The organism is Lentzea fradiae (genome assembly GCF_900100955.1).
GTDB lineage: Bacteria > Actinomycetota > Actinomycetes > Mycobacteriales > Pseudonocardiaceae > Lentzea > Lentzea fradiae.
This window is the reverse complement of record NZ_FNCC01000001.1, coordinates 314,003-337,734: the sequence shown is the minus strand read 5'-3', so window position 1 is coordinate 337,734 and position 23,732 is coordinate 314,003. Positions and strand designations below refer to the sequence as shown.

The window sequence follows — 23,732 nt, the reverse complement described above, 5'->3', positions numbered from 1 at the left end:
CCATGCGCGCATGACCGTCCAATGCGGATGCTGCGGAGCCGAGATCACGTCGACGGACCGCATCGACTACCGGTTGAACCGTCCGGAGCAACTGGTCGGCGTCCCCGGCGACCGGCTGGCCGCACCGACAGGCGGACTGCTCGTCGGACCGGACGGTGACACCTACATCCGTTGCCTGCTCCCCGTTGCGCTGACCGGCGGAACGGAGCTGGTGTTCGGTGCCTGGATGCGGATCAGCAAGGTCGACGCGATGTACGCCCACGCCGTGTGGGACAACGACACCGAGTACGCGAACCTGCGCCTGTCCGGCAAGTTCGCGAACGTCATCAAACCGTGGGACGTCCTCGGCGTGCACGCCGAGGCGGCCGTCCTCAACGCCGACGAGCTGCCGTACTACACCTCGCACCCGTTGCTGGAACGCGAATGGGACCGCGACGAGGTGCTCAGCCGCATCCGCCACCCGCTGCCCGTGCCCATCCGCGAGAAGTTCGGCGAGGTGTGGACGATCGAGCGCACCGAGGGCATGCGGTGCACGATCGACGGCCGCACCGTCCGCTTCTCCAGCCCCGGCCGCTCGGTGAGCATCGACGTCTACGCAGACCTCACCGGCGGCAGCCCGAGCGACTTCCTCGGCGCGGTCCTGGACGGCTACCCGGCGACCGCGGAGCACTCCGTCGAGCACGACGGCGAGGAGCTGCGGCACGCGTTCTGGCTCAGCGAGGTCATCGACGGCCAAGAGGAACAGGTGTTCCACGCCCACGTCGTCCGGCGCGGCACCATGCTGTCAGTGCGCTGCATCCACCGCTACCCGGCGGACCGGACCTGGGCGCAGCACGTGCTGAACAGCGTCCGCTACGTCGGCTGACGGCCCGCGAAGGCCGTCAGGAGGCTTCGCCGAACGTCAGGTGCATGTCGTCCAGTGCGACGCTGAGCAGTGGCGTGCGTCCGGTCAGGTAGCCGAGCGGGCCGCCTGCCGGGACCAGCCAGGCGCTCCTCACCAGGCGGACGCGGCCGGACACGGCGGCCTTCGCGCGCACGTCCCTGCCGTCGAGGCGCTGGGCGGTGGGGCCCGCGACCTTCCAGCGGCCGGGCAGCGGCACGCCGCCACCGGCCGAGACCGCCGCGATCGACGAGCCCTGCCCGAACCGGGCGAGCTGCTTCGGAATGCCCCACAGCTCGCGCCCGCCGGTGCGGGACACCTCGCTGTCGACCCAGATCTGCGGGATGGACACGGCGAGCGAGCCGCGGTCCCACACCGGCGTCCCCACGAGCAGCTCGTCGTAGGAGAGCACGCCGCCCGGTTCGTACGTCACGAACGCCACGGCCACGAAGACGTTGCCCGCCACGGCGAGCAGCCTCGCTCCGGAGGGCAGGTGGTCACCGGGGACCTGGTCGCGTGGGACTCGGAACACCGAGATCACGGCCGAGCCCCGCAGGTGCCACGGTTCGGGTGGGTACCGCACGCCACGACCGTACCGCGAGCATGATCGGTCCACCCATCGCACACGACGGCAACGTCAGGGAAATCCCAAGTTTGCCCGCGTGAGCTGGACCACTCCCCCGCGCGGAACCACGATTCCCGCCATGAACGTCCTGCTGGCCTTCGCGCTCACCGCCAGTCTCACGTCACCGGTGCACCTGCCGCCGACAGCGCCGTGCCCGGCGGAGGTCCCCGCCGGCACCACGTGTTACGAGGGCCGGGACGTCAACGGCGCGTACTACACGGTCGCCGTGCCGAAGAAGTGGAACAAGACGCTCGTCGTGCACTCGCACGGCGGCCCCGACCTCGGTGACCCCACGCCCGAACGCACCCGCGACGACCTGAACCGCTGGTCCGTCGTGGTCGAGGAAGGCTACGCGTGGGCCGGCACGTCCTACCGGCGCGGCGGCTACGGCACGCGGATGGCCGCCGAGGACACCGACAACCTGCGCCGCCTCGTCAGCAAGATGCTCCGGCCGCACAAGGTCTACCTGCACGGCCAGTCGTGGGGCGGCAACGTCGCGGCCAAGACGATCGAGCTCTACCGCGGCTACGACGCCGCCCTGCTCACCAGCGGCGTCCTGGCCGGCGGCTCGCGCGGCTACGACTACCGCGTCGACCTGCGCGCGGTCTACCAGTACTACTGCGGCAACCACCCGCGCCCGTCCGAGGTGCAGTACCCGCTGTGGCAGGGCCTGCGCGCCGACTCCACCATGACGACGGCGGGCCTGCGCGGCCGCGTCGAGGAATGCCTTGGCACAGCGGGCAACCGCACGCCCGAACAACAGCGGAAGCTCGACGGCGTCCTCGCCGTCACGAAGATCCCGGAGGAGACGCTGAACTCGCACCTGAACTTCGCGACGTTCACCTTCCGCGACATCGTGCACCACCGCCTGGACGGCCGGAACCCGTTCAGCAACACCGGCGTCGTCTACCGCGGCTCGCACGACGACGAGGCGCTGAACGCGGGCGTCGAGCGCTTCGCGGCCGATCCCGCCGCCCGAGCCGACCTGGCGCACGACAGCGACCTGACCGGCAAGATCGACATCCCGGTGCTGTCCGTGCACGCGATCGGCGACCCGACAGCGTTCGTGGAGCACGAGTCCGCCTACCGCGACACGGTGCGGAAGGCAGGCCGCTGGTACAACCTCGTGCAGACCTTCACGACCGAGAAGACGCACAGCGCGCTGAGCGACTCCGAGTACGCGGCGGCGCTGCGGTCGTTGGAAGCGTGGGAGAAGCGGGGCCTGCGCGCCACCCCGCACCTGGTCGCGGCGGCCTGCCCCGCGCTCGACCGCGAGTACGGCACCGGCTGCTACTTCGACCCGCGATACCGCCCGGCGTCCTACGAGTCCCGCGTGGCCCCGCGGGCTTGACCTCCAGTGCGCTGGAGCTACGACGATCGGGACATGACCGAGATCGAGAAGCTCGTGGCCACCGTCGAGCACTCCCAGCGCAACGAGCTCCCGGAGGAGTTCATCGGCCTCTTCCGGGAGGACGCGATCTGGACCACCGCCCACGGCAAGCGCCTCACCGGCCGCGACGAGATCGCCGCCTTCACCCGTCAGCGGCTGCCGGGCTCGACGAAGGAGGGCACCGCGACCTACGAGGTGGAGAACGTCCTGTTCATCCGCCCCGACGTGGCGGCAGTGAAGATCCGGCAGCGCCCGGTCCGGCCGGACGGGACGCCGTCGGAGCAGAACGAGGGTTCGCCGCTCTACGTCCTGTCCAAAGAGGACGGTACGTGGAAGATCGCCGCCGGCCAGAACACCATCGTGCTCTGAGCCACTCGGCAAGGGCTCGCCGTCGCCGGCACCAGGTGTCGCCGAGGTGATTCGACACGGACGAGGCGGATCGGGTGCCGGGCGCGCGGCCGACGCGGAGCGGCGGGTGCCGGGGGTGCAGAGCGGCGGGCGCGGGGTCCGGAGCGGCGGGCGCGAGCGCTGTGAGGCTCGCCAGCACCAGAGCACGGGAGGCGTGGCCCTGGCAGGAAGCACGGCGCGTGGGGTGCCGGGCGCAAGAATGCCAGGGCAGGCGAGTACCTGGCGCGGGCGCGGTTCAGGTGGCGCGGCCACGTGACGTTGGTGTCGCGCGAGGAGGCCGCGTCTTTTGCTTGACAGGAAACAACTTCGCCGTCGTCTCCTGTTAGGCGGGCCTTTACCCGAGTTCGATAGGTCTTGTCCCCATGACCACGTTACGGAGACGCACCTTCATCGTGGGCGGCCTCGCGGGAGCGAGCGCCGGGATCCTCGTGCCGTCCTCGGCAGGCGCGATCGCCTACCCCTTCACCCTGGGCGTCGCGTCCGGCGAGCCGGCGGCGGACGGGTTCGTGATCTGGACCCGCCTCGCGCCCAGCCCTCTCAACGCCGACGGTCTCGGCGGCATGCCGAACACCGCCACGGCCGTCGACTGGCAGGTCGCCACCGATGAGCGCTTCACCGCTGTCGTCCGCTCCGGCACGGTCACCACGCAGCAGGCGAGCGCTCACTCCGTGCACGTCACCCTCACCGGGCTGGAACCGGGCCGCGAGTACTGGTACCGGTTCCGCACCGGCGGCCATATCTCCCCTGTCGGCCGCGCGCTCACCGCGCCGGCCGTGGGGACGCAGCCCGCGCTGACCATGCTCTTCACCTCGTGCTCGCACTGGGAGGAGGGGTACTTCACCGCCTACCGCCGGATGGCGGAGGAGCACCCCGACCTGGTCCTGCACCTCGGCGACTACATCTACGAGGGCGGTGCCACCACCACGAAGGTCCGCAGGTTCGCGCCCACGTCCGAGATCAGCACGCTCGCGAACTACCGGGTCCGGCACGCTCAGTACAAGACCGACCCGGACCTGCAGGCCGCGCACGCCACAGCACCGTGGCTGGTGGTGTGGGACGACCACGAGGTAGAGAACAACTACGCGAACCTCGTCCGCAACGACAGCAGCCCCGCCGGGGACTTCAAAGCCCGGCGCGCAGCCGCCTACAAGGCGTACTACGAGCACATGCCCCTGCGCAGCGCGCAAGCTCCGAGCGGCGAGAACATGCTGCTGCACCGCAGGGTCCGCTGGGGCAGCCTCGCCACGTTCCACATGCTCGACACCCGCCAGTACCGCGACGACCAGGCGTGCGGTGACGGCACCAAGGTGTGTCCCGACGCCGACGCGGCGAACCGCACGCTCACCGGCACCTCCCAGGAGAGCTGGCTGATCGACGGGCTGCGCCAGAAGCTCGGCACGTGGGACTTCCTGGGGCAGCAGGTGTTCTTCGCGCAACGGCTCGCCGCCGCGGACGGCTCGAAGAGCATGGACGCCTGGGACGGCTACACGGCCAACCGCACCCGCATCCAGAACGCGTGGGACGCCAGCGGCAACAAGGGCACGGTCGTGCTGACCGGCGACGTGCACCGCAGCTGGGCCGCGAACCTCATGCAGGACTACGGAACCCAGAACCGGGTCATCGGCACCGAGCTCGTCACCACGTCCGTCACGTCCGGCAGTGACGGCAACGCCGCCGACAACGGCCTCAAGCCGACGCTGAACCCGCACGTGAAGTTCTTCAAGAACCTGCGCGGGTACGTGAAGACGCGGACCAGCTCCACCGAGATGCGGGTCGAGTTCCGCGCCGTCGACAAGGTCACGGTGCGCGACTACCCGGTGAAGACCGTCGGCAGCTTCGTCGTCGAAGCCACGAACCCCGGATTGCAGGCGCCGTGAAGACACTGCTGATCGCGAGCCTCCTGCTGGCACCCGCACCCCTGACGTGGTCCACGGTCAACAGCGCGGCGACCGGCGACCAGGACAACGCGGCCGTCTCGGCCACCCGCAACGGCTACACGGCCGTCGTGTGGGAGGACGACCGCGACTCCACCGACCCGGCCGACCCGGTGCACTCCGACATCTGGATCCGCCTGTACAAGGAGGGGACCTCGGTCTACGAGAAGAAGCTCAGCACCGGCGGCACCGGCAACTGGCGGCACTGGCAGCCGGACGTGGCCCTGCACGAGGACGGCAGCGCCGTCGTCGTCTGGTCGGAGGACCCCGACGGCAACGGCTACTACAACATCGCGGTCCGCGCGGTGAGCGCGTCCGGCACCGTCTCCGGAACCGGCAGGGCCAACGCGGACGCCGCCGGCCAGCAGCACTTCCCCAGCGTGGCGGCGGACCCGGACAGCGGCGGCTTCGCGGTGGTGTGGGAGGACCAGCAGGGCACCGCCGCGCCGACCGTGCGGGTGGGCATGTTCGCGTCGATCTCGTCGAAGTCGTACGAGGCCCAGGTCAACAACTCCGGCGGGGCCCACGCCAAGCCAAGGGTCGCGATGGGCGCCGCCGGCAACGCGGTGGTCGTGTGGGAGGCGGACGCGAACGTGGCCCGCAAGATCGTCACGCCCGCCGGCGGCGTGAAGCTCGCGCAGACCACCACGGCACCGGGCAAGCGCCCCGCCGTCGCGGCCAACTTCAACGGCGACTTCGCCATCGCGTGGGAGCAGTCCGGCGTCCGCACCCAGTCGTTCACCGCGGCCGGTGCGGCGCGCGGTGCCGTCGCCGTGACCACCGGCGCCGACCCGCAGATCGGCATCGACGACCAACTGGGCGTCGCGGTGACCACGGTGGAGGCGCAGGACGTGTACACGCAGGTCTACAACCCCGACGGCACCACCACCGGCAGACCGGAACGGCAGCTGACGGTCTCGACCGCCACGGGCAGGCAGGACGAGCCCGCCGTGGGCGTCGACCCGTGGGGCCGCGTCACCGTCGTCTACACCGACGACAACGACGGCAACGAGTTCGACCAGATCTACCTGGGCACCGGCCTGAGCACCCAGATCTGGTGAGAAGGGACGCGGGGTGTGGTCACGCGGCCACACCCCGGCAGTCGCACGACGCGAAGACCACCCACGCTGCGGCACGGGCACCGGTCCGGCTCCGGCACCTATGCTCGCGGCCATGCGGTTGAGCATCGGACAGGTCGCCGAACAGACCGGGCTGAGCGTGCACGCGCTGCGGTTCTACGAGAAGGAAGGCATCCTCGCCCACCAGGTCCTGCGGGGGCCGGGTGGGCGCCGCGTCTACACCCAGCGGGACGTCGACTGGCTGCGCATGTGCATCATGCTGCGCACGTCCGGAATGCCGGTGCCGGAGATCCGCCGGTACACCGAGCTGGTCCGTCAGGGCGACGGCAACGAGCCGCAGCGGCTGGCCGTCCTCAAGGAGCACCAGGAGCGCGTCCGGTTGCAGATGGAGCACCTGCGGGAGTGCCTGGACCTCATCACCCACAAGGTCGGCGTCTACGAGGACTACGTCAAATCGATCGCCGTGAAGACGGCCGCGCAATAGCCTCGGACCCATGCCTGTCGTGCTCTCGCTGAACATCGCCCAGAAGACGAAGCCGGTCGACTACGCCAGGGAGGGCGCCACCGGCATCGACAAGCGCCCGGTCGATGGACCGCTCGAGATCAGCGCTCCCGGCCCGTGGGGGAGCTCCGGCGGCGGGGTGAGCGGGGACGCGATCGCGGACCAGGCCCACCACGGCGGCGACTACCAGGCCGTGTACGCCTACGCGCGGGAAGACCTCGACTGGTGGCAGACCGAGCTCGGCGTCGACCTGCGCAACGGCCAGTTCGGCGAGAACCTCACCACCGAGGGCATCGACCAGACGCACGCCTTGGTCGGCGAGCGGTGGCGGGTCGGTACGGCGCTGCTGGAGATCACCGCGGCGCGCATCCCGTGCCGGACGTTCGCCGGCTTCCTCGGCCGACGCGGCTGGGTCAAGCGGTTCACGCAGGTCGCACGGCCCGGCGCCTACTTGCGGGTGCTCGAAGCGGGCCGCGTCGCGCCGGGCGACGAGATCACCGTCGTGCACCGGCCGGACCACGACGTCACGGTCGAGCTGTTCTTCCGCGCCATGCTCACCGCACCCGAGCTGCTGCCCCGGCTCCTCGATGCGGGCGACTCGGTGCCGCCCTATGTCGTCGCGCACGTGCGCGAGCGCATGGCAGCAGGAACCCAGCGATGAACGCCGTGTGCGGGTGACGTCGTGACCCAGGCGGCCGGGTGCGTTCCGCTGCCGACGGTCCTGCCGTGCACCTAGGATTCCTGCCTCACAACTGTTTGGGGGACTGCTCGTGAAGACCGTCGAACTTCCGGACGGCACCGTGGTGACGGGACGCGGGCTGCGGGACGGCACGCTCGTCGAACCGCAACCGCAGTACGGCGTGTACCTGCAGCCGCGGCCGGTCGACGTGCCGTGGCCGCACGACTGGATCGACTGGCCGGACTTCCGGCTGCCGCGCGACCACGACGAGGCCGTGCGGCTGATCCGCGCGCTGCACGCCCGTGCCCTGGCGGGCGAACGCGTCGAAGTGGCGTGCAGCGGCGGCATCGGCCGCACCGGCACCGTGATCTCGTGCCTGGCGGTGCTCTCCGGCGTCCCCGCGCGGGAAGCCGTGGCGTGGACCCGCGCGAACTACCACAAGCGTGCCGTCGAGACGCCGTGGCAGAAGCGCTGGGTGCGGAACTTCCCGGTCTGAGGTTCCAGCCGGGAACACTCCGCCCGGCCGTGACACGGGACTTTCGGCGTCTCGATCCGCGGACCGGGCTCTGTCAGCATGACCGCCATGTACTCCGACCGCGCCCTGGTCATCGGCGCCGGCTTCGCGGGACTGCTGGCGGCCAGGGCGCTGTCCGAGTCGTACGGCGACGTCGTGCTGGTGGAACGGGACCGGCTCACCCCGGACACCGGGCACCGCCCCGGCGTGCCCCAGGCGCACCACCCGCACGTGCTGCTGGCGCGCGGGGCCGAGGTCCTGGACGAGCTGTTCCCCCGGTTCCGCGCCGACCTCGAGGACGCGGGCGCGGTCCGCGCGGACGTCGGCAGCGACCACCTGGTCCGCTTCCCGTCCGGCTGGGCGCCGCGCGACCACCTCGGGCTGAGCGTGCTGTCGGCGACGCGGGTGACGATCGAGCAGGTCGTCAGGAAGCGGGTGTTGAAGCTCCCGAACGTCTCCCTGGTGGACGGCGTGACCGTCCAGGGCCTGCTCACCGACCGCGGGCTCGTCACCGGTGTGCACGGCACGCGCGACGGGCGTCCGTTCACCGACTACGCGGACCTGGTGGTCGACGCGTCCGGGCAGGCGGGCAAGCTCGTGTCGTGGCTCGCCGAGCACGGTGTGCACTGCCCGGCGCCGCTGATCGTCACCGGCCACGCCGCCTGCGCCTCGCGGCTCTACCACGTGACGAGCGACCTCGGGCTCGACTGGAGAACGGCCCGCGAGTTCACGCGGGCGCCCTCACCGCGGCGCGGCGCCGCTGTGTCCGAAGTGGACGGCTACCGGTGGTTCGTCACGCTGGTGGGCACGGACGGCGACACCACCCCGGCCGACGAGGACGGGTTCGCCGAGCACGCCGCGGCCCTGGAGTGCCACGACATCGCGGAGATCGTGAAGACCGCCGTTCCCGCGTCGCCCGTCCACCGCTCGGGCGCCCTGCGCAGCCGCTGGAACAGGTTCCACCAGGTGCCGCGATGGCCGCGGGGCCTGCTCGCGGTCGGCGACTCGGTGATCTCGCTCAACCCCGTGCACGGCCACGGGATGACGCTGGCCGCCCTGCACGCCGCCGACCTGCGGCACCTGCTCCAGAGCCACGACCTGGCGAAGGAACCGCTCGTCTTCCAGCGTGCGGTGGCCAGGTCGGCGCGGCTGCCGTGGTCGGCCGTGACGACTGCCGACCGCGCCTGGAGCAACCGGAAGACGACAACGCGCACACGGGCGCGGCGGTGGTACGCGCAACGCCTCGCCGACGCCGTCCCCGGCAACGCACGGGTCTACCGCGCGTACGTCCGCGTCGCGCAACTGGCCGACCACCCGTCAGCGCTGCTCGCGCCGAGGGTGTTGTGGCATGTGCTCAGCGGATCGCGCCCTCGGGCCACAGCACGGTGACCGGCACGCCCCGCGACCGCGCGTAGGCGACGACGTCGGCCGTCCCGCCTTCACCGCGTCCGGGTTGTCCGTCCCACACGGCGAGCAACGAGTCGGACTCGTCGACCATCCGCTTGCCCGCCTCCATGTACGCGTGCGGGTCCGGCACGACGTACGGCAGCTGCACGACCTTGCCCGCGCGGGACAGCAGCCGGTCGTAGAGGGGCCGGTAGTCCTCGGGCAGCGTCTCGCGGTAGCTCGTGGCGGGCAGCACGGCGACCAGCGAACCGCCCGCGTCGAGCACCGCCTGCGCGAACACCGCGTCCGCCCCGTCCGCCAGGCACGACACGCCGACGACGTCACCGCTGGTGGCGACGGCGTCCCGGATCAGCCTGTCGACCCTGGCCTCCAGCTCGGAGGAGAGGCCGCGATGTCCGGTGATGGCGAGCTGCACCTGTGCAGGATAGGCGGCCGCGACGGGGATCAGTGGTGTTTCCCGCCCACGACCGACAGGTAGTGCGTGTTCGTCATGACGCCGAGGACGTTGCCGAACGGGTCGACCACCGACGCCGTCACGAAGCCCTCGCCGCGCACCCGCGGTTCGTCGTGCACCCGAGCGCCCAGCTCGGCGAGCCTCGCCAGCGTCGCGTCCAGGTCGTCGACCGCCCAGTAGACGATCTGCCCCGCCGGTCCCGCCGACGGCGTCACCTCGTACGCGCGGTCCACGATCCCGAGCTCCGCCTGGTAGTCGCCGATGCGGAACTCCACGTAGGCCGGCCGCCCGTCGGGGCCGCTCCGCTCGAAGTACGCGTCCACGCCGAGGAACGACGCATACCAGGCACGGGCCTCCGCCACGTCGTCGGCGAAGTAGGACACGGTCGACATTCCTCGCAGCACGGCTGCCTCCAAAATTTTCGGTCGGTGTGTTTCGAGCTTCCGCCGTAAAGTGCTCATCCAGTGAGCACTTTCACCGGAAATCTGGAGACATGCGCGCGGACCGGCTCGTCGCCACGTTGTTGTTGATGCAGGCCCGCGGCCGGATCACCGCCGCCGAACTGGCCGAGGAGCTGGAGGTCTCGCGCGCGACCGCACGCCGTGACCTGGAGGCGTTGTCCGCGGCGGGCGTGCCGGTCTACCCCCAGCCCGGCCGGGGCGGCGGCTGGTCGCTCGTCGGTGGCGCCCGCACCGATCTCAGCGGCCTCACCTCGGCGGAGGCCCAGGCGCTGTTCCTCGTCGCGGGCCCGGCCGCGTCCGTGGCACCGGAGGTGAAGTCGGCACTGAGAAAGCTCGTGCGCGCGTTGCCGCAGACCTTCCGCTCCGACGCCGAAGCGGCCGCCCAAGCGACGATCGTCGACACGGCCGGATGGGGCGAGGACGTCAAGGAACGCCCCGGCCTGGTCGCCACGCTGCAGACCGCGATCGTGCAACAGGTCCAGGTGCGCCTGAGCTACCGGAAACGGGGCGAGAAACCGGAAGGACGCGTCGTCGACCCGTGGGGGCTCGTCGACAAGGACGGCACCTGGTACTTCATCGCCGGCACCGCGGCGGGTCAGCGCACTTTCCGGCTCGATCGCATTCTCGGCGCCACTCTCACCGGTGTCCCCTCCGACCGGCCGCCGGACTTCGAGCTGGCGGGCGCGTGGGACGAGATCGTCACCGCCGTCGAAGAACGCCGTGCGACGGCTTCGGCGACGATCCTCGTGCCCACGCGGTTCCTCGACGTCTTCCGCCATCAGCACGGCCGTCACTGCACGGTCGTGGAAGAGGTCGGCGACCGGACGAGGGTCGAGCTGACCGCGCCGCGCGCGTTCGACATCGCCCGCAACGTCGCCGGATGGGGCGGTCTCGTCACGGTCGAGTCGCCCGAGGTGGCCGAACACCTCGCGCGCATCGGCGAGGAGCTCGTCAGCCGATACCGGCGTGCTTCTCCAGCCGGTCCAGCCGAGCCATGATCATCTTCACCACCTCGGCCGGGTCCGGTCCCGCGGCCTTCTGCTTCTGCGCGTGGATGATCCCGGCCAGCGCGGTCTGCACGGCCCGCCGCGTGCCCTTGATGTCCGCACCGAGCGAGCGCAGCAGCTCGCCGCCCTCGCCGTCCGGTTCGGCCACCAAGCCGAGCAGCAGGTGTTCGCAGCCGACGTAGTTGTGCCCCAAGGCGATCGCCTCCACGACCGCCAGCTCCAGCGCGTTCACCGCGTCCGGGGCGAAGCCGGACCCCTTGCGTTCCGGCGTGTCGAGACGCAACGACCGCGGGTCGATGTCGATGGCGCGCAACACGTCGAGCGCGAGGTTGCCGCCTTCCTCGACGAGTGCGCGCACCAGACCGGCCGTGGTGACCACCGAGGAACCGCCCGCGAGCCGGAGCACCGTGCGTAAGCGCTCGGTCAGCTGGGAACCCCTTTCCCCGTCGAGGTCGGCGACGGTGAGGCCGCGGACCGACGCCAGTCGTTTGACGGAAACCTCCAGTGCCCGCTGGCAGATCGCCGAGACAGGAAGGTTGAGCTCCTTGACCGAGTCGGCCAGGTCGTCCGGCAGGTACACGTTGACTTTTGGCATAACCCCATGCGTACCCCCAGGTGGGGTTATGGTCAACGTCGGCGGCGGCAACCGTCACACTTGTGAGTGATCAGAGGGGACGGGAGCACACGCGTGGAGGAGAGCAGCAGGCTCATCGGGAGCCGCTACAGTTTGAGGAAGAAGGTGGGCCAGGGCGCCATGGGCGTCGTCTGGCAAGCCTACGACGAGCAGCTCCAACGCGTTGTCGCCGCCAAGGCGCTGCTCGCGCTGGACGGCCTCGACGACGCCAGGGTCGCGCGCGCCAAGGCGAGGGCGATGCGCGAGGCCCGGCTCTCCGCCCGGCTGGAGCACCCGAACGCCATCCGCGTGTACGACGTCGTGGAGGAGGACGGTCAGCCCTGGCTGATCATGGAGTACTTACCGTCCCGCAGCCTCGCCGCCGTCATCGCCGAGCAGGGCACGCTGCCGCCGCGCGAGGTCGCGCGGATCGGGTGCTACACCGCCGCCGCGCTGGCCGCCGCGCACCGCCACGGCATCCAGCACCGCGACGTGAAGCCCGGCAACGTGCTGATCGGCGACCAGGAAGTGAAGATCACCGACTTCGGCATCTCGCGCGCCACCGGTGAGGACGCGACCGCCACCGCGACCGGCACCGTGGGCACCCCCGCGTTCTTCTCCCCCGAGGTCGCCCGCGGCGAGGACGCCGGTCTCCCCTCCGACGTCTTCTCGCTGGGCGCCACGCTGTACAACGCCGTCGAGGGCGAACCGCCGTTCGGCACCTCCGAGAACACCATCGCGATGCTGCACCGCGTCGCCAGCGGCTCGATCATGCCGCCGGCCAACGCAGGTCCGCTGCTCGCGCCCGTGCTGTTCCGCCTGCTGGCCAACGAACCCGACCGCCGTCCCACCATGGAGGAGGCCGTCCACCTGCTGGCGGCGGTGGTGAACGAGTCGCCGCAGGGATCGGAGGCGACGGTCGTCATCCCCTCGACCGTCGAGCTGCCCGTCGAGGCCCAGCCGGAGGAGAAGTCCAAGAAGGGCGCGGGTACCGCAGCCGCCGGACTGGTCGCGGGTGCCGCGGCCGCCGAGGCCGCCGGGCTCACCGCCCCGCCCGCGGCCGCCAAGGAGCCGGAACCCGCCGCCGAAGAGCCCGTCGCCGAGCCCGTCGCGGAAGAACCCGAGCCCGCCGCCGAGGAACCCCAGCCCGCCCCCGTCGAGGAGAAGGCCGCGGCGGAGTCCTCGGAGGACAAGACCGTCGCCGCCACGACCCCCGCGGTCGCCGCCGCGACGCCGGTTCTCCCCGCCCCGGAACCGGCACGGCCCGCACCGGTCACTCCCCCGCCGCCGGCCCCCGCCGCGCAGGAGGAGGAGCGCCGCCGGTCCCCGCTCGTGCCGGTCGCGATCGTCCTGCTGGTGCTCGCGGTGGGCTTCGGCGCGTTCTTCCTGTGGCCCAAGGGCGACAGCTCCCAGGCGAACAACCCGCCTGCGGCCGGTGACTCCGGCACGAACACGCCGGCCCCGGACCAGGGACAGCAGGACCCGCAGTCCCAGTTGCAGACCACGACGACGACCGAGACCCAGTCGACGCCGCCCGCCGAGTCCACAGCGGAGACCCCGCCCGCCACGGACCCCGGCCAGGGGCAGAACCCGCCGCCGCCCGCGGGACCGAAGAACGCGCAGGAGGCGATCACCGCCTACTACGCGCTGATCCCCGGCGACCTGCAGACCAGCTACTCGCTGCTCACGGACAGGTTCAAGTCCGTCCGCTCCCCGAGCTTCCAGAACTACCAGTCATGGTGGTCCCAGTTCAGCGGGGTGCAGCTGTCGGACTTCGCGCCGCAGGGCGACAACGTGGTGACCGTGTCGGTGACGTACCTGCAGGGCGGGGGCGTCCACTCGACCGAGCGGCACACGTACACGTTCGTCCAGCAGAACGGCAAGTGGATGATCGACAACCAGGCATGATCACCCCATGACCCGACGCGCACTCGTCACCGGAGCCTCCCGCGGCATCGGCGCCGCCATCGCCCACGCCCTCGCGGCGGACGGACACCGGATCGCGGTCCACTACCGCTCCGACCCCGCCGCCGCACAGGCCGTGGCCGACGCACTTCCCGGCGACGGGCACGTCACCGTGCAGGGCGATCTCGGCGCGGACCAGGCGGAGCAGGTCGTCGCCGCGACCGTCGAGCGGCTCGGCGGTCTCGACGTCCTGGTCAACAACGCGGGCATCTACTTCCACCACCCGATCACCACGACGAGCTTCGACGAGTGGCAGCGGGCGTGGCGCCGCACGGTCGAGCTCAACCTGTACGGCCCGGCAGACCTCACGTGGCACGCCGTCCAGCACATGACCGACGGCGCGCGCATCGTCAACGTCGGCTCGCGCGGCGCGTACCGCGGCGAGCCCGACGCCCCCGCGTACGGCGCGGCGAAGGCGGGCCTGCACGCGCTGACCCAGTCACTCGCCCAGTCCCTGGCACCGCGTGGCATCGCGGTCGCGGGGGTCGCGCCCGGCTTCGTGCGCACCGAACTGGTGGCCGACCTGCTCGACAGCGAGGCGGGCGAGCAGATCCGCGCGCAGAGCCCGTTCGGCCGCGTCGCCGAACCCGAGGAGGTCGCCGCGGCCGTCGCCTTCCTCGCGAGCCCGGCGGCGACCTGGGCCAGCGGCACGATCATGGATGTGAACGGGGCCTCCTACCTGCGGTGACGCGGAACCGGTCGAACCGGAACCAGTTCCGGTTCGACCGCGATCTCCCGACAACCGGTCTAGACCACTACCGTCGCGCTGGGCGCTCGACGACAGTGGAAGAGGCAACCTCGCAATGCGTTCACTCCGCTCCCGCCTCGGTGCCGCCGGCCTCGCGCTGGCCGCGGCCGCGGCGACGATCACCGTCATGGCGCCTGCCGCGCAGGCCGCCTATCCGGCAGGGTTCAAGAGCGTCGGCTACATGCCGTCGTGGTCCGGCAACGTCAGCTCGATCCAGTACACGAAGCTGACGCACATCAACTACTCGTTCGTCCTGCCGAACTCCAACGGCACGCTCCAGGGCGTTCCCGACCCCGGCAAGCTCCAGCAGCTCGTCAGCCTCGGCCACCAGAACGGCGTGAAGGTGTCGATCGCGGTCGGCGGCTGGAACGACGGCAACGACGACAACTTCGAGATCCTCGCCGCCAGCTCCAGTGGACGCACGACGTTCGTCAACGCGCTGGTGAACCTCGTCAACCAGTACAACCTGGACGGCGTCGACATCGACTGGGAGTACCCGGATCCCGGCGCGGAAGGCGACAACTACACGTTGCTCATGCGGCAGCTCGGCGAGCAGCTGCACAGCCGCGGCAAGCTGCTCACCGCCGCGGTGGTCAGCGAGGGCGGCATCGCGAACGGCGTGCAGCCCGCGGTGTTCGGCGTCGTCGACTGGCTGAACATCATGGCCTACGACGGCGGCAGCCCGCACGCCAACTACGACTGGTCGGTCAACGCGGTCAACTTCTGGAAGAACCGCGGCCTGCCCGCGAGCAAGGCGGTGCTGGGCGTGCCGTTCTACAGCCGCCCGGCCTACATCTCCTACCGCGACCTCGTGGCGCAGGACCCGGCCAACGCCAACCGCGACTGCTACAACGGCAACTGCTACAACGGCCTGCCGACCATCCGCCGCAAGACGCAGTGGGCGCTGTCCAACGCGGGCGGGATCATGAACTGGGAGCTGTCGCAGGACACGACCGGCAGCACCAGCCTGCTCAACGCGATCTGGGAGACCGCGAGCGGCGGCACCACTCCCCCGCCGCCCGCCGGTTCGATCACCGGCTTCGGCGGCAAGTGCGTCGACGTCGCGGCGGCGAGCTCCGCCAACGGCACGGCCGTCCAGCTCTACACGTGCAACGGCACCAACGCCCAGAAGTGGTCCCGCACCGGCAACACCCTCCGGGCGCTGGGCAAGTGCCTCGACGCGTCCGGCACCGGCAACGGCGCAGTGACGCAGCTGTGGGACTGCACGGGCGCGGCCAACCAGCAGTGGACCGCCGAGTCGAACGGTCAGCTGCGCAACGCGGCGTCAGGGAGGTGTCTCGACGCCACCGGCAACTCCTCGGCCGACGGCACCCGGCTCCAGCTCTGGGACTGCGCCGGAACCGCCAACCAGCGCTGGACGTTCGCGTAGGAACTTCAGCCCGATGACGCAGGCGATGATCCCGGTGAGGAACACGATCTTCCACACCGAGACCTGCTCCGCACCGGTGATCATCGCCCACGCCACCGTCAGCGCCGCGCCGATGCCGACCCACACGGCGTACGCGGTCCCGACGGAGATCTGCTTCATCGCGTAGGACAACCCCACCATGCTGAGCGTGGCGGCGATGCCGAAGACCACATAGGACTGCTCGGACAACGCCGTCGCCCACACCGCCTCGAGCACGGCACTCGCCACCAGCACGGCCCAGTGCATCAGCTCACCACCTTCAGGCCCGCGACGCAGCCGATCAGCACGACGAGCAGCGCCGCCTTGGCCACGTCGAGCTTCTCCTGCCCGCGGACGACGGCCACGAGCACCGTGAGCACGGCCCCGATGCCGACCCACACCGCGTAGGCGGTGCCGACCGGAATCCCGCGCATCGCCCAGGCCAGCCCGACGACGCTCAACGTCGTCGACACGGCGAACACCACCACCGGCCACGGCCGGCGGAACCCGTTCGACGCGGCCAGCGCCGTGGCCCACACCGCCTCCAGCACCCCGGAGGCCACCAGTACGACCCAGTACATTGGTACGACCGTACCAGAACAGGCGACTAGGCTGACGCGCTGTGGCTCCGAGCCTGGAGAACCTGCTGGTGGTGGGCGTCGCGTCGAGCGCCCTGTTCGACCTGACCGCCTCCGACGCGGTCTTCACCACCGAGGGCGAACTGGCCTACCGCGCCTACCAGGAGGCCCACCTCGACGAGCCGTTCGCACCCGGCGTCGCGTTCCCGTTCATCCGCCGCCTGCTGGGCCTCAACGAACTGGGACCGCTGGTCGAGGTGATCGTCCTGTCCCGCAACTCCCCCGGCACCGGTCTGCGCATACTGCGTTCGGCGGCACACCACGGCCTGACGATGACGCGCGCGATCTTCACCGAGGGCCGCGCGCCGCACGAGTACATGCCCGCGCTGAACATGTCGCTGTTCCTGTCCGCCAACGAGAACGACGTGCGCCGCGCGACCGCGGCCGGCATGCCCGCCGGTCAGGTGCTGAAGTCGTCGTTCCTGGACGACGACGATCCGGCGCTGCGCATCGCGTTCGACTTCGACGGCGTACTGGCCGACGACGCGTCCGAGCGGATCTACCAGGCAGGCGGCCTCGACCGGTTCCAGGAGCACGAGGCGTTGAACGTCGTGACACCGCTGGACCCGGGACCGCTGCGCAACTTCCTCGCCGCGATCAACCGCATCCAGCGACAGGCAGAAGACCGCATCCGCGTCTCGGTCGTCACGGCCCGCTCCGCACCGTCCCACGAACGAGCCGTCAACAGCCTCAAGGCGTGGGGACTGACGGTGAACGACGCGTTCTTCCTGGGAGGGCTCAAGAAAGGCCCGATCCTCGACGTGCTGAAGCCCCACATCTTCTTCGACGACCAACGCGGGCATCTCGTGGAAACCGTGCCGTGCGTGCACATTCCCTTCGGCGTGACGAATGAGTAGCTGTACTCATGACAGCTGACGGTGTGATCGACGACTCTCTTCACCATGACCACCACGCCCGCGAACACACCGACGTCCGGCGCCTTCTACATGCAGGCCGTCCTGTCCTTCGGTCTCTCGATGAGCGCCGTCGCCATCGGAGTTGTGTTCCTGCCTGTCGACGGGTGGGTGCGGGCGTTCCTCGGGATCGCGATGCTCTACACCGTGACTTCGGCTTTCACGCTGGCGAAGGTGATCCGGGACCGGCAGGAGGACAGCTACATCACTCGGCGGGTGGATCGGGCTCGGTTGGAGAAGCTGCTGGCGGAGCACGACCCGTTCAAGCTGGATGCTGCCTGACGAGCGGTGAGAGAGCCGCCTGACAGTGCGGAACGCCCCAGCTCATGAACGAGCGCCGAGCCGTTCCCGAAAAGTGGCGCATCACCGCTATGAACGACGCCTTCTTCCTGGGAGGCATCGCAAGGCGCGAGGTGTCAGCACCTGGTGAGTTCGGTCCCGTGCGTGCACGTCCCGTTCGGCGTCCGGAACGTGCGCGCACGGACGAGAAGAGCCCGGCCACCGAGTGACCGGGCTCCTCCACGACGGACCTACTTCGCCAGGCCGTCCTCGATCGCCTTGATGATCGCCGGCCGCAGCTCGGCGGCGGAGATGATCGCGTCGACCGAACCGACCTCGACCGCGCGCTGCACGCTGTGGACGCGGTCGAACTCCGCGGCCATCTCGTTCAGCTTCTCCGTGCGCACCGACTGGCGGGTCGCCGTCAGTTCGGCGGTCAGTGCCGCGCGTTCGGCGCCGGATGCCTCGGCCACGGCGGACTCCAGCTTCTTCACGCGCGGGTCGTTGGCCGTGCGGCCGTCCACCTCGCGGGCGAAGACGACGGCCGCGGCGGGGGCGCCGCCGATGACCGACGCGAAGGAGCCCTCGACCGCGAGCACGGTCATGGACGGGTTGAGCGCCTTCGAGAACACCACGAACGCGCCGCCGTGGTACCGCGAGATCACGGTGAACACGATGGGGCCGCGGAAGTTCACGATCGCACGGCCGATCTCGGCGCCGTACTCGAGCTGCAGCTCGCGCATCGACTCCGGTGAGCCGTCGAAGCCGGACAGGTTCGCGAGCACCACGAGCGGGCGGTTGCCCGAGGCGGCGTTGATCGCGCGGGCTGCCTTCTTCGACGACTTCGGGAACAGGGTTCCCGCCGTGTAGGTGTCCGGGCCGTCGGTGGGCGGGAAGCCGGTGCGGGACACGCCTCGCGACTCGATGCCCAGCAGCGTCACGGGGATGCCGCCGAGGTGCACGTCCTGGACGACCGCGGTGTCCGCCTCGGCCATGCCCGCCCAGCGTTCCAGCACCTCGTGGTCCTGGTCGGACAGCGCGCGCATGACCGTGCGGATGTCGAACGGCTTCTTGCGGTCCGGGTTCGCCTCCACCGAGAAGATCTCGCCGACCGTCGTGAACGGGCTGTCGCCGACCACGTGCGGGTAGGACGAGACGTCGCGGTCGGCCGGGTCCGAGGACGGCACGCGGCGCGGGCCGGGCTCGCCGGGGGCGATGTAGCTGTGCTCGTAGTGGGCCAGCAGGACGTCGAACGCCGCCCGCAGGTTCGGGGCCCAGTACTGCGCCTGGCCGTTGGGGCCCATGACGCGGTCGTAGCCGCCAATGCCGTAGTTGTCCTCCGCCGAGACACCGCCGGAGAAGTCGAGCGCCTGCTTGCCCGTCAGCACCATCGCCGAGTCGGGCGTCATGACCAGGATGCCCTTGGTGTGCATGAGCATCGTGGCCTCGGCGTTCCAGTACGGCTGGGCGCCGACGTTGATGCCGTTGACCACGACGTTGATCTCGCCGCCGGCCTGGGTGAACTCGACGATGCGCTTCAGCGCGGCCGCGACCCAGTCCATGTTCTCGACGCCGGAGCTCATCGAGATCTTCGCGCCGGACGACAGCGAGAACCACTCCAGCGGCACCGACAGCTCGGTCGCGAGGTCGAGGGCGTGGATCACCCGCGAGCACTCGGGCTCGGCCAGCGCGCCCAGCGACTTGGTCGGGTCGCCGAGCAGGACGACGCGCTTCATGCCCTCGGGGTAGGCCGGGGTCGGCGTGGTCACCACACCGACGACGATGCCCGCCTTGTTGCCGCCGCGCGGCCGGTCGACCGGCACCAGGGCGCCGTCGACGAGGTCGTGCTCCACGAACGACCCGCCGTCGCCGATCAGCATGTCGACGAGCTCGTACGGGTAGATCGTGCCGCGCGACTGGGCCCGCAGCACGTTCTGGCGGTAGTCGTCGAGCGGCTGGATCGGCTCGGACGGCGGCTGCACGAACGAGAACGACACGCTCGCGCCCGCGTCCTGGGCGATCCGGACGCCGATGTCGGTGAGCTCACCGGACACCGGGTCCTTGCGCCTGGCCAGGAACAGGACCTCCTCCAGGTCCAGGCCGACGGTGGTGGGCAGCACGCGCTGGCCGACCGCGTCGAGGTCCTTCGAGGACAGGTCGGTGGGCGGCCACGCGTAGAGCACGACGCGGTTGGTCGCGAGGCGGGTGCGGCCACCGGTCTGCGCGCGGGCCCGGCGGATGCCGTCCAGGCACGCCGCGAGCACGTCCTCGGCGGCGGGCAGGGCGACGATCCGGCCGTCGTCGTCGCGCAACGGGGTCAGGTCGCGGACCTGGCCCAGCGCCACCAGGCGCTCGTCGGACTTGTTCGACTTCGCCACCGCGCGGAACAGGTAGACGTCCTCGTCCACCGAGGTGAGCCGGGTGAGGTCGAACTCGCGCAGCCGTTCCAGCTGCATGCGTTCGGCGATGCGCGGGTGGAGCCCGCGCACCAGCCTCTCCTCGGCGAACCCGTTCGACGACGGGCGGAAGGTGAAGTGGTGGTGCATGGACTCGCCGCGGCGGCCCGCCACCGTGGTGGTGATGCGGGTGATCGTCGGCGGCAGCTGGTGCGCGGCCAGCGCGGCGCCCAGCCCGGCGGCCATCTCGTCCTGGTCGGACGGTCCGTCGGTCCACTTGACGTAGATGTCGGCGACCACGGCGCCGCCGTCGCCGTGCCGGAGAACCTCGCCGATGGCGTCGCTCAGCGACGGGAACTCCACCGCCGTCGACACGAGCCGGGTCTGCTCCGGCTCGTTCTCCGCGAGGAAGAACGCACCGCTCACGCGCGGGTTCGCCAGCGCCTTCTTGGTGTAGTAGCGGCGGCCCAGCACCTCCAGCAGCGGGGTGTTGTCCGCGCCGGGCTTGCCGATGCGCTGCCCGAGCAGGCGCACCAGCGGCTCGGCGGACGCCACCATCGCCACGATCCGCTGCTCGCGGTCGGGCGCCTGCGGGTGCGCGTCGAGGTGGATCAGGTGCTTGCGGACCTCGCTGTGCACGCGGGCACGGTTGCGGCGCACCAGCGGCTGGGCGAACCAGGTGAACACGACGCTGCGGGCGAGGTCGGCCACCGCCGGGTAGCGGACCTGCGTCGCGGCGACGATGTGCTCCAGCACCAGGCCGACCTGGACGCGCTCGGACTCGACCGGCGGCGCCTCCTCCACCCACTGGCGCAGCAGGGCGGTCGCGACGGCCGCGTCGAAGACCCCGCGGCGCTGCGCCACGAAGATGCGGAAGACGGCCTGCTCCAGCTCCGGCGTGCGGTCGAGCTCGGTGATGCCGTAGTGGCCGATCACGGTCGACAGCCGCTCGCGGAAGCTCTCCGGCAGGGCGGCGCGGTCCGCGTCGAGCGTCTTCAGGTAGGTGTGGAAGTGCTCGCGCGGAGAGTGGATGTGGTTCTCCGGCTTGGTCTCCTCACCGGCGGGCCGGTTGCGGGAGAGGTCGCACAGGTCGGCGAAGATCGCCAGCAGCTGCGCCTCCTGCACCAGCGGCCGCTCGTGCAGGTCCTTGCGCGCGCTGAGGTACTCGGCCAGCACGCGGTCGGTCTCCGCGGCGGTCGTGTCGAAGCCCAGCAGCAACGCCCTCAGGTCGTCCTGGCCGCGGGCGACGCGCTCCTCCGGCCTGACGTCCGTGCGCGGCGCGGGCAGCTCCAGCTCGACCGACGGCTCGGACTTCGCCTCCTCGGCTGCGCCGTCCGCGTCCTCGACCTCCTCCAGCTTGAGCAACGCGCCACCGGCGGGCACCTGCGTGCCGACGACGACGTTCAGCTCCTTGAGGCGGGCGCGGAACGGCGCGCGCAGCACCGTCTCCATCTTCATGGCCTCGAGCACGAGCACCGGGGCACCGGCCTCGACCTCGGCGCCGACCTCCAGCGGGGTCGCGACGACCAGCGCGGGCATCGGCGAGCGCAGCACGCCGCCCTCGTCGCGGGTGACGCGGTGCGTGACACCGTCGACCTCGACCTGGTGGACCGGGCCGTGCGTGCCGGTGACGACGCGGAACCGGGAGCCGTTGACGGTGATCTGGCCGATCTGGTGGTCGAACCGCTCGACGTCGACGTCACCGGTCAGCACCTGCGCGGAGTCCGCCGCGGACACGCCGACGCGGTACTTGGTGGCACCGGTGCGCGCGACCTGCACGACGTAGGGCTGGCCGCGCAGCACGAACTCCAGCTTGCTCGCGCCCTCGTGGTTGGTGCGCGGCTGGCCGCCGCGCGCGGTGGCGAGCAGCTGCGTGAGGTTGATCCGCTCCTCGGCCTCGTAGACCTCGATGCCGGCCGCGGCCAGCGCGATGGCGGAGTGCCGGTGCGAGACCAGGCCGCCCTCGGCGCGGACGCGGTCGATCCACGACGTGTCGGCGGAGCCGTCGATCACGGCGGGCTCGTCGAGCAGGTCGAGCACGAAGCTCTTGTTGGTCGTGCCGCCCTCGATGATGACGGTGGTCTCGGCCATCGCGCGGCGCAGCTTGCCCAGCGCCTCGTCGCGGTCGCGGCCGTACGCGATGATCTTGGCGATCATCGAGTCGAAGTCGGCGGGGATCTGCGAGCCCTCGGCGACACCGGTGTCGACGCGGATGCCGGGGCCCGCCGGCAGCTCCAGCCGGACGATCGTGCCGGGGCACGGCGCGAAGTCGCGGTCCGGGTCCTCCGCGTTCAGGCGGGCCTCGACGGCGTGGCCGAGCTCTGCGGGCTTCTCGCCCTCGAGCCTGCCGCCGCCCGCGACGTGCAGCTGGGCCTTGACCAGGTCGAAGCCCGTGGTGATCTCGGTGATCGGGTGCTCGACCTGCAGGCGGGTGTTGACCTCGAGGAACGCGAAGAGCTTCTCCCCGGGGTGGTAGAGGAACTCGACGGTGCACGCGCCGCGGTAGCCCACCGCGTTCGCGAGCCGCTCCGCCGACGCCTTCAGGTCCTCGACCTGCTCGGGCGCCAGCACGCAGGAGGCCGACTCCTCGATGATCTTCTGGTTGCGCCGCTGCACCGAGCAGTCGCGGACGCCGAGCGCCCACGCCGTGCCCTGGCCGTCGGCGATGACCTGCACCTCGACGTGCCGGGCGCCGGTGACGAGGCGCTCCAGGAACATCACGCCGGAGCCGAACGCACGTTCCGCCTCCATGCTGGTGCGGTCGAAGTTCTCGGTCAGCTCCTCCGGGGAGGTGATCTTGCGGATGCCGCGGCCACCACCGCCGGCGGTCGCCTTGAGCATCAGCGGGTAGGTGACCTGCTCGGCCACCTCCAGCGCGTGCTCCAGGCTCTTCACCGCGCCCCTCGACCACGGCGCGACCGGGACCCCGACCTCCTCGGCGATCAGCTTCGAGCCGATCTTGTCGCCGAGCTTGCGCATGGCCTCGGCGGACGGGCCGACGAACGTGACGCCGACCTTCTCGCACAGCTCGGCGAACTCCGGGATCTCGGCGACGAAGCCCCAGCCGACCCAGGCGGCGTCGGCCTCCGTCTCGACCAGTGCCGTCTCCAGCACCTTCAGGTCGAGGTACGGACGATCGGCCGCCAAGCCGAGGTTGTAGGCGAGGTCGGCCTCCCTGACGAAGGGTGCCGACTTGTCGACATCGGTGTACAGGGCAACGGTCTCAATTCGTTCCCCCGACTCGGCGGCGAGCTCACGGACGGCGTGGATCAGCCGCATTGCGGCTTCCCCGCGGTTGACGATCGCTACACGACTGAACAACGACTTGACTCCTCGCGGACATACGACCTCAGCGGCAGTCGCCGCCCAATCGGTGTACACACTCTCGTCTACTACCCGGTAGGAAAATCGCTGGAGCGGAGCGAGTTGAG

At 70.8% G+C, this 23,732-nt stretch carries 22 protein-coding genes; 15 read left to right on the top strand and 7 right to left on the bottom strand.

Annotated features, from left to right (window positions below):
* Positions 1-10: 10 nt before the first annotated feature.
* Positions 11-865, top strand: a complete 855-nt coding sequence (locus BLT23_RS01560; RefSeq protein ID WP_090044713.1) for a hypothetical protein — start codon at positions 11-13, stop codon at positions 863-865.
* Between the two features lie 16 nt (positions 866-881).
* On the opposite strand, the gene BLT23_RS01555 is transcribed toward BLT23_RS01560, so the two are convergent.
* Positions 882-1,463 (bottom strand): acetoacetate decarboxylase family protein, encoded by a 582-nt coding sequence (locus BLT23_RS01555; RefSeq protein ID WP_218133598.1) that lies wholly within the window; start codon positions 1,461-1,463, stop codon positions 882-884.
* A 121-nt stretch (positions 1,464-1,584) separates the two neighbouring features.
* Between BLT23_RS01555 and BLT23_RS01550 the strand changes: the two genes are divergently transcribed.
* The 8 genes from BLT23_RS01550 to BLT23_RS01515 all read left to right on the top strand — a co-directional run bounded on the left by BLT23_RS01550 (position 1,585) and on the right by BLT23_RS01515 (position 9,400).
* Positions 1,585-2,856: an alpha/beta hydrolase gene (locus tag BLT23_RS01550; RefSeq protein ID WP_090044709.1), complete on the top strand. Its 1,272-nt coding sequence runs from the start codon at positions 1,585-1,587 to the stop codon at positions 2,854-2,856.
* A 33-nt stretch (positions 2,857-2,889) separates the two neighbouring features.
* Positions 2,890-3,264 (top strand): SgcJ/EcaC family oxidoreductase, encoded by a 375-nt coding sequence (locus tag BLT23_RS01545; RefSeq protein WP_090044706.1) that lies wholly within the window; start codon positions 2,890-2,892, stop codon positions 3,262-3,264.
* Positions 3,265-3,665: 401 nt separating this feature from the next.
* The gene (locus tag BLT23_RS01540; protein ID WP_090044704.1) at positions 3,666-5,180 is read left to right on the top strand and encodes an alkaline phosphatase D family protein; all 1,515 of its coding nucleotides are present in this window, start codon (positions 3,666-3,668) and stop codon (positions 5,178-5,180) included.
* Positions 5,177-6,298 (top strand): hypothetical protein, encoded by a 1,122-nt coding sequence (locus tag BLT23_RS01535; protein WP_245743428.1) that lies wholly within the window; start codon positions 5,177-5,179, stop codon positions 6,296-6,298. Before BLT23_RS01540 ends, BLT23_RS01535 begins: the two co-directional genes overlap by 4 nt.
* A 112-nt stretch (positions 6,299-6,410) precedes the next feature.
* The gene (locus BLT23_RS01530; protein WP_090045668.1) at positions 6,411-6,800 is read left to right on the top strand and encodes a MerR family transcriptional regulator; all 390 of its coding nucleotides are present in this window, start codon (positions 6,411-6,413) and stop codon (positions 6,798-6,800) included.
* Between the two features lie 10 nt (positions 6,801-6,810).
* Positions 6,811-7,479 (top strand): MOSC domain-containing protein, encoded by a 669-nt coding sequence (locus tag BLT23_RS01525; protein ID WP_090044702.1) that lies wholly within the window; start codon positions 6,811-6,813, stop codon positions 7,477-7,479.
* A gap of 109 nt (positions 7,480-7,588) precedes the next feature.
* Positions 7,589-7,993, top strand: coding sequence for a protein-tyrosine phosphatase family protein (locus BLT23_RS01520; RefSeq protein ID WP_425434338.1), 405 nt, complete (start codon positions 7,589-7,591; stop codon positions 7,991-7,993).
* Positions 7,994-8,080: 87 nt separating this feature from the next.
* Positions 8,081-9,400, top strand: a complete 1,320-nt coding sequence (locus BLT23_RS01515; RefSeq protein WP_143035778.1) for a tryptophan 7-halogenase — start codon at positions 8,081-8,083, stop codon at positions 9,398-9,400.
* Here BLT23_RS01515 and BLT23_RS01510 read toward each other — a convergent pair.
* Positions 9,366-9,833: a DNA-processing protein DprA gene (locus tag BLT23_RS01510; protein WP_090044696.1), complete on the bottom strand. Its 468-nt coding sequence runs from the start codon at positions 9,831-9,833 to the stop codon at positions 9,366-9,368. The genes BLT23_RS01515 and BLT23_RS01510 overlap by 35 nt on opposite strands.
* Before the next feature lie 29 nt (positions 9,834-9,862).
* The gene (locus tag BLT23_RS01505; RefSeq protein WP_090044694.1) at positions 9,863-10,276 is read right to left on the bottom strand and encodes a VOC family protein; all 414 of its coding nucleotides are present in this window, start codon (positions 10,274-10,276) and stop codon (positions 9,863-9,865) included.
* Positions 10,277-10,365: 89 nt separating this feature from the next.
* On the opposite strand from BLT23_RS01505, the gene BLT23_RS01500 reads away from it, so the two are divergent.
* Positions 10,366-11,331, top strand: coding sequence for a helix-turn-helix transcriptional regulator (locus BLT23_RS01500; RefSeq protein WP_090044692.1), 966 nt, complete (start codon positions 10,366-10,368; stop codon positions 11,329-11,331).
* Here BLT23_RS01500 and BLT23_RS01495 read toward each other — a convergent pair.
* Complete coding sequence (locus BLT23_RS01495) at positions 11,285-11,935, bottom strand: Clp protease N-terminal domain-containing protein (RefSeq protein ID WP_090044690.1); 651 nt, start codon at positions 11,933-11,935, stop codon at positions 11,285-11,287. The two genes, BLT23_RS01500 and BLT23_RS01495, sit on opposite strands and share 47 nt — an antisense overlap.
* A gap of 132 nt (positions 11,936-12,067) precedes the next feature.
* On the opposite strand from BLT23_RS01495, the gene BLT23_RS41975 reads away from it, so the two are divergent.
* The 3 genes from BLT23_RS41975 to BLT23_RS01480 all read left to right on the top strand — a co-directional run bounded on the left by BLT23_RS41975 (position 12,068) and on the right by BLT23_RS01480 (position 16,056).
* Positions 12,068-13,861, top strand: coding sequence for a serine/threonine-protein kinase (locus tag BLT23_RS41975; RefSeq protein WP_281248811.1), 1,794 nt, complete (start codon positions 12,068-12,070; stop codon positions 13,859-13,861).
* A 7-nt stretch (positions 13,862-13,868) separates the two neighbouring features.
* On the top strand, positions 13,869-14,606 hold the full coding sequence (locus BLT23_RS01485; protein WP_090044688.1) for an SDR family NAD(P)-dependent oxidoreductase: 738 nt from the start codon (positions 13,869-13,871) through the stop codon (positions 14,604-14,606).
* Positions 14,607-14,721: 115 nt separating this feature from the next.
* On the top strand, positions 14,722-16,056 hold the full coding sequence (locus BLT23_RS01480) for a glycosyl hydrolase family 18 protein (RefSeq protein WP_090044686.1): 1,335 nt from the start codon (positions 14,722-14,724) through the stop codon (positions 16,054-16,056).
* Here BLT23_RS01480 and BLT23_RS01475 read toward each other — a convergent pair.
* Both BLT23_RS01475 and BLT23_RS01470 read right to left on the bottom strand, forming a co-directional pair.
* A complete protein-coding gene (locus tag BLT23_RS01475) occupies positions 15,952-16,341 on the bottom strand; it encodes a DMT family transporter (protein ID WP_090044685.1) in 390 nt (129 codons plus the stop codon). The genes BLT23_RS01480 and BLT23_RS01475 overlap by 105 nt on opposite strands.
* Positions 16,341-16,655, bottom strand: coding sequence for a DMT family transporter (locus BLT23_RS01470; RefSeq protein ID WP_090044683.1), 315 nt, complete (start codon positions 16,653-16,655; stop codon positions 16,341-16,343). Before BLT23_RS01470 ends, BLT23_RS01475 begins: the two co-directional genes overlap by 1 nt.
* A gap of 41 nt (positions 16,656-16,696) precedes the next feature.
* Here BLT23_RS01470 and BLT23_RS01465 point away from each other — a divergent pair, with 41 nt between their 5' ends.
* Positions 16,697-17,569: a 5'-nucleotidase gene (locus BLT23_RS01465; RefSeq protein WP_090044681.1), complete on the top strand. Its 873-nt coding sequence runs from the start codon at positions 16,697-16,699 to the stop codon at positions 17,567-17,569.
* Between the two features lie 45 nt (positions 17,570-17,614).
* Positions 17,615-17,908: a YiaA/YiaB family inner membrane protein gene (locus BLT23_RS01460; protein WP_090044680.1), complete on the top strand. Its 294-nt coding sequence runs from the start codon at positions 17,615-17,617 to the stop codon at positions 17,906-17,908.
* Positions 17,909-18,156: 248 nt separating this feature from the next.
* Here the strand turns inward: BLT23_RS01460 and BLT23_RS01455 are convergent, their stop codons facing one another.
* Complete coding sequence (locus tag BLT23_RS01455; RefSeq protein WP_090044678.1) at positions 18,157-23,622, bottom strand: ATP-binding protein; 5,466 nt, start codon at positions 23,620-23,622, stop codon at positions 18,157-18,159.
* Positions 23,623-23,732: the final 110 nt, after the last annotated feature.

Coding starts and splice junctions, on each gene's coding strand:
- BLT23_RS01560 (WP_090044713.1), top strand. CDS start 11: ATGACCGTCCAATGCGGATGCTGCGGAGCCGAGATCACGTCGACGGAC.
- BLT23_RS01550 (WP_090044709.1), top strand. CDS start 1,585: ATGAACGTCCTGCTGGCCTTCGCGCTCACCGCCAGTCTCACGTCACCG.
- BLT23_RS01545 (WP_090044706.1), top strand. CDS start 2,890: ATGACCGAGATCGAGAAGCTCGTGGCCACCGTCGAGCACTCCCAGCGC.
- BLT23_RS01540 (WP_090044704.1), top strand. CDS start 3,666: ATGACCACGTTACGGAGACGCACCTTCATCGTGGGCGGCCTCGCGGGA.
- BLT23_RS01530 (WP_090045668.1), top strand. CDS start 6,411: ATGCGGTTGAGCATCGGACAGGTCGCCGAACAGACCGGGCTGAGCGTG.
- BLT23_RS01525 (WP_090044702.1), top strand. CDS start 6,811: ATGCCTGTCGTGCTCTCGCTGAACATCGCCCAGAAGACGAAGCCGGTC.
- BLT23_RS01515 (WP_143035778.1), top strand. CDS start 8,081: ATGTACTCCGACCGCGCCCTGGTCATCGGCGCCGGCTTCGCGGGACTG.
- BLT23_RS01500 (WP_090044692.1), top strand. CDS start 10,366: ATGCGCGCGGACCGGCTCGTCGCCACGTTGTTGTTGATGCAGGCCCGC.
- BLT23_RS01495 (WP_090044690.1), bottom strand. CDS start 11,935: ATGCCAAAAGTCAACGTGTACCTGCCGGACGACCTGGCCGACTCGGTC.
- BLT23_RS01485 (WP_090044688.1), top strand. CDS start 13,869: ATGACCCGACGCGCACTCGTCACCGGAGCCTCCCGCGGCATCGGCGCC.
- BLT23_RS01480 (WP_090044686.1), top strand. CDS start 14,722: ATGCGTTCACTCCGCTCCCGCCTCGGTGCCGCCGGCCTCGCGCTGGCC.
- BLT23_RS01475 (WP_090044685.1), bottom strand. CDS start 16,341: ATGCACTGGGCCGTGCTGGTGGCGAGTGCCGTGCTCGAGGCGGTGTGG.
- BLT23_RS01470 (WP_090044683.1), bottom strand. CDS start 16,655: ATGTACTGGGTCGTACTGGTGGCCTCCGGGGTGCTGGAGGCGGTGTGG.
- BLT23_RS01460 (WP_090044680.1), top strand. CDS start 17,615: ATGACCACCACGCCCGCGAACACACCGACGTCCGGCGCCTTCTACATG.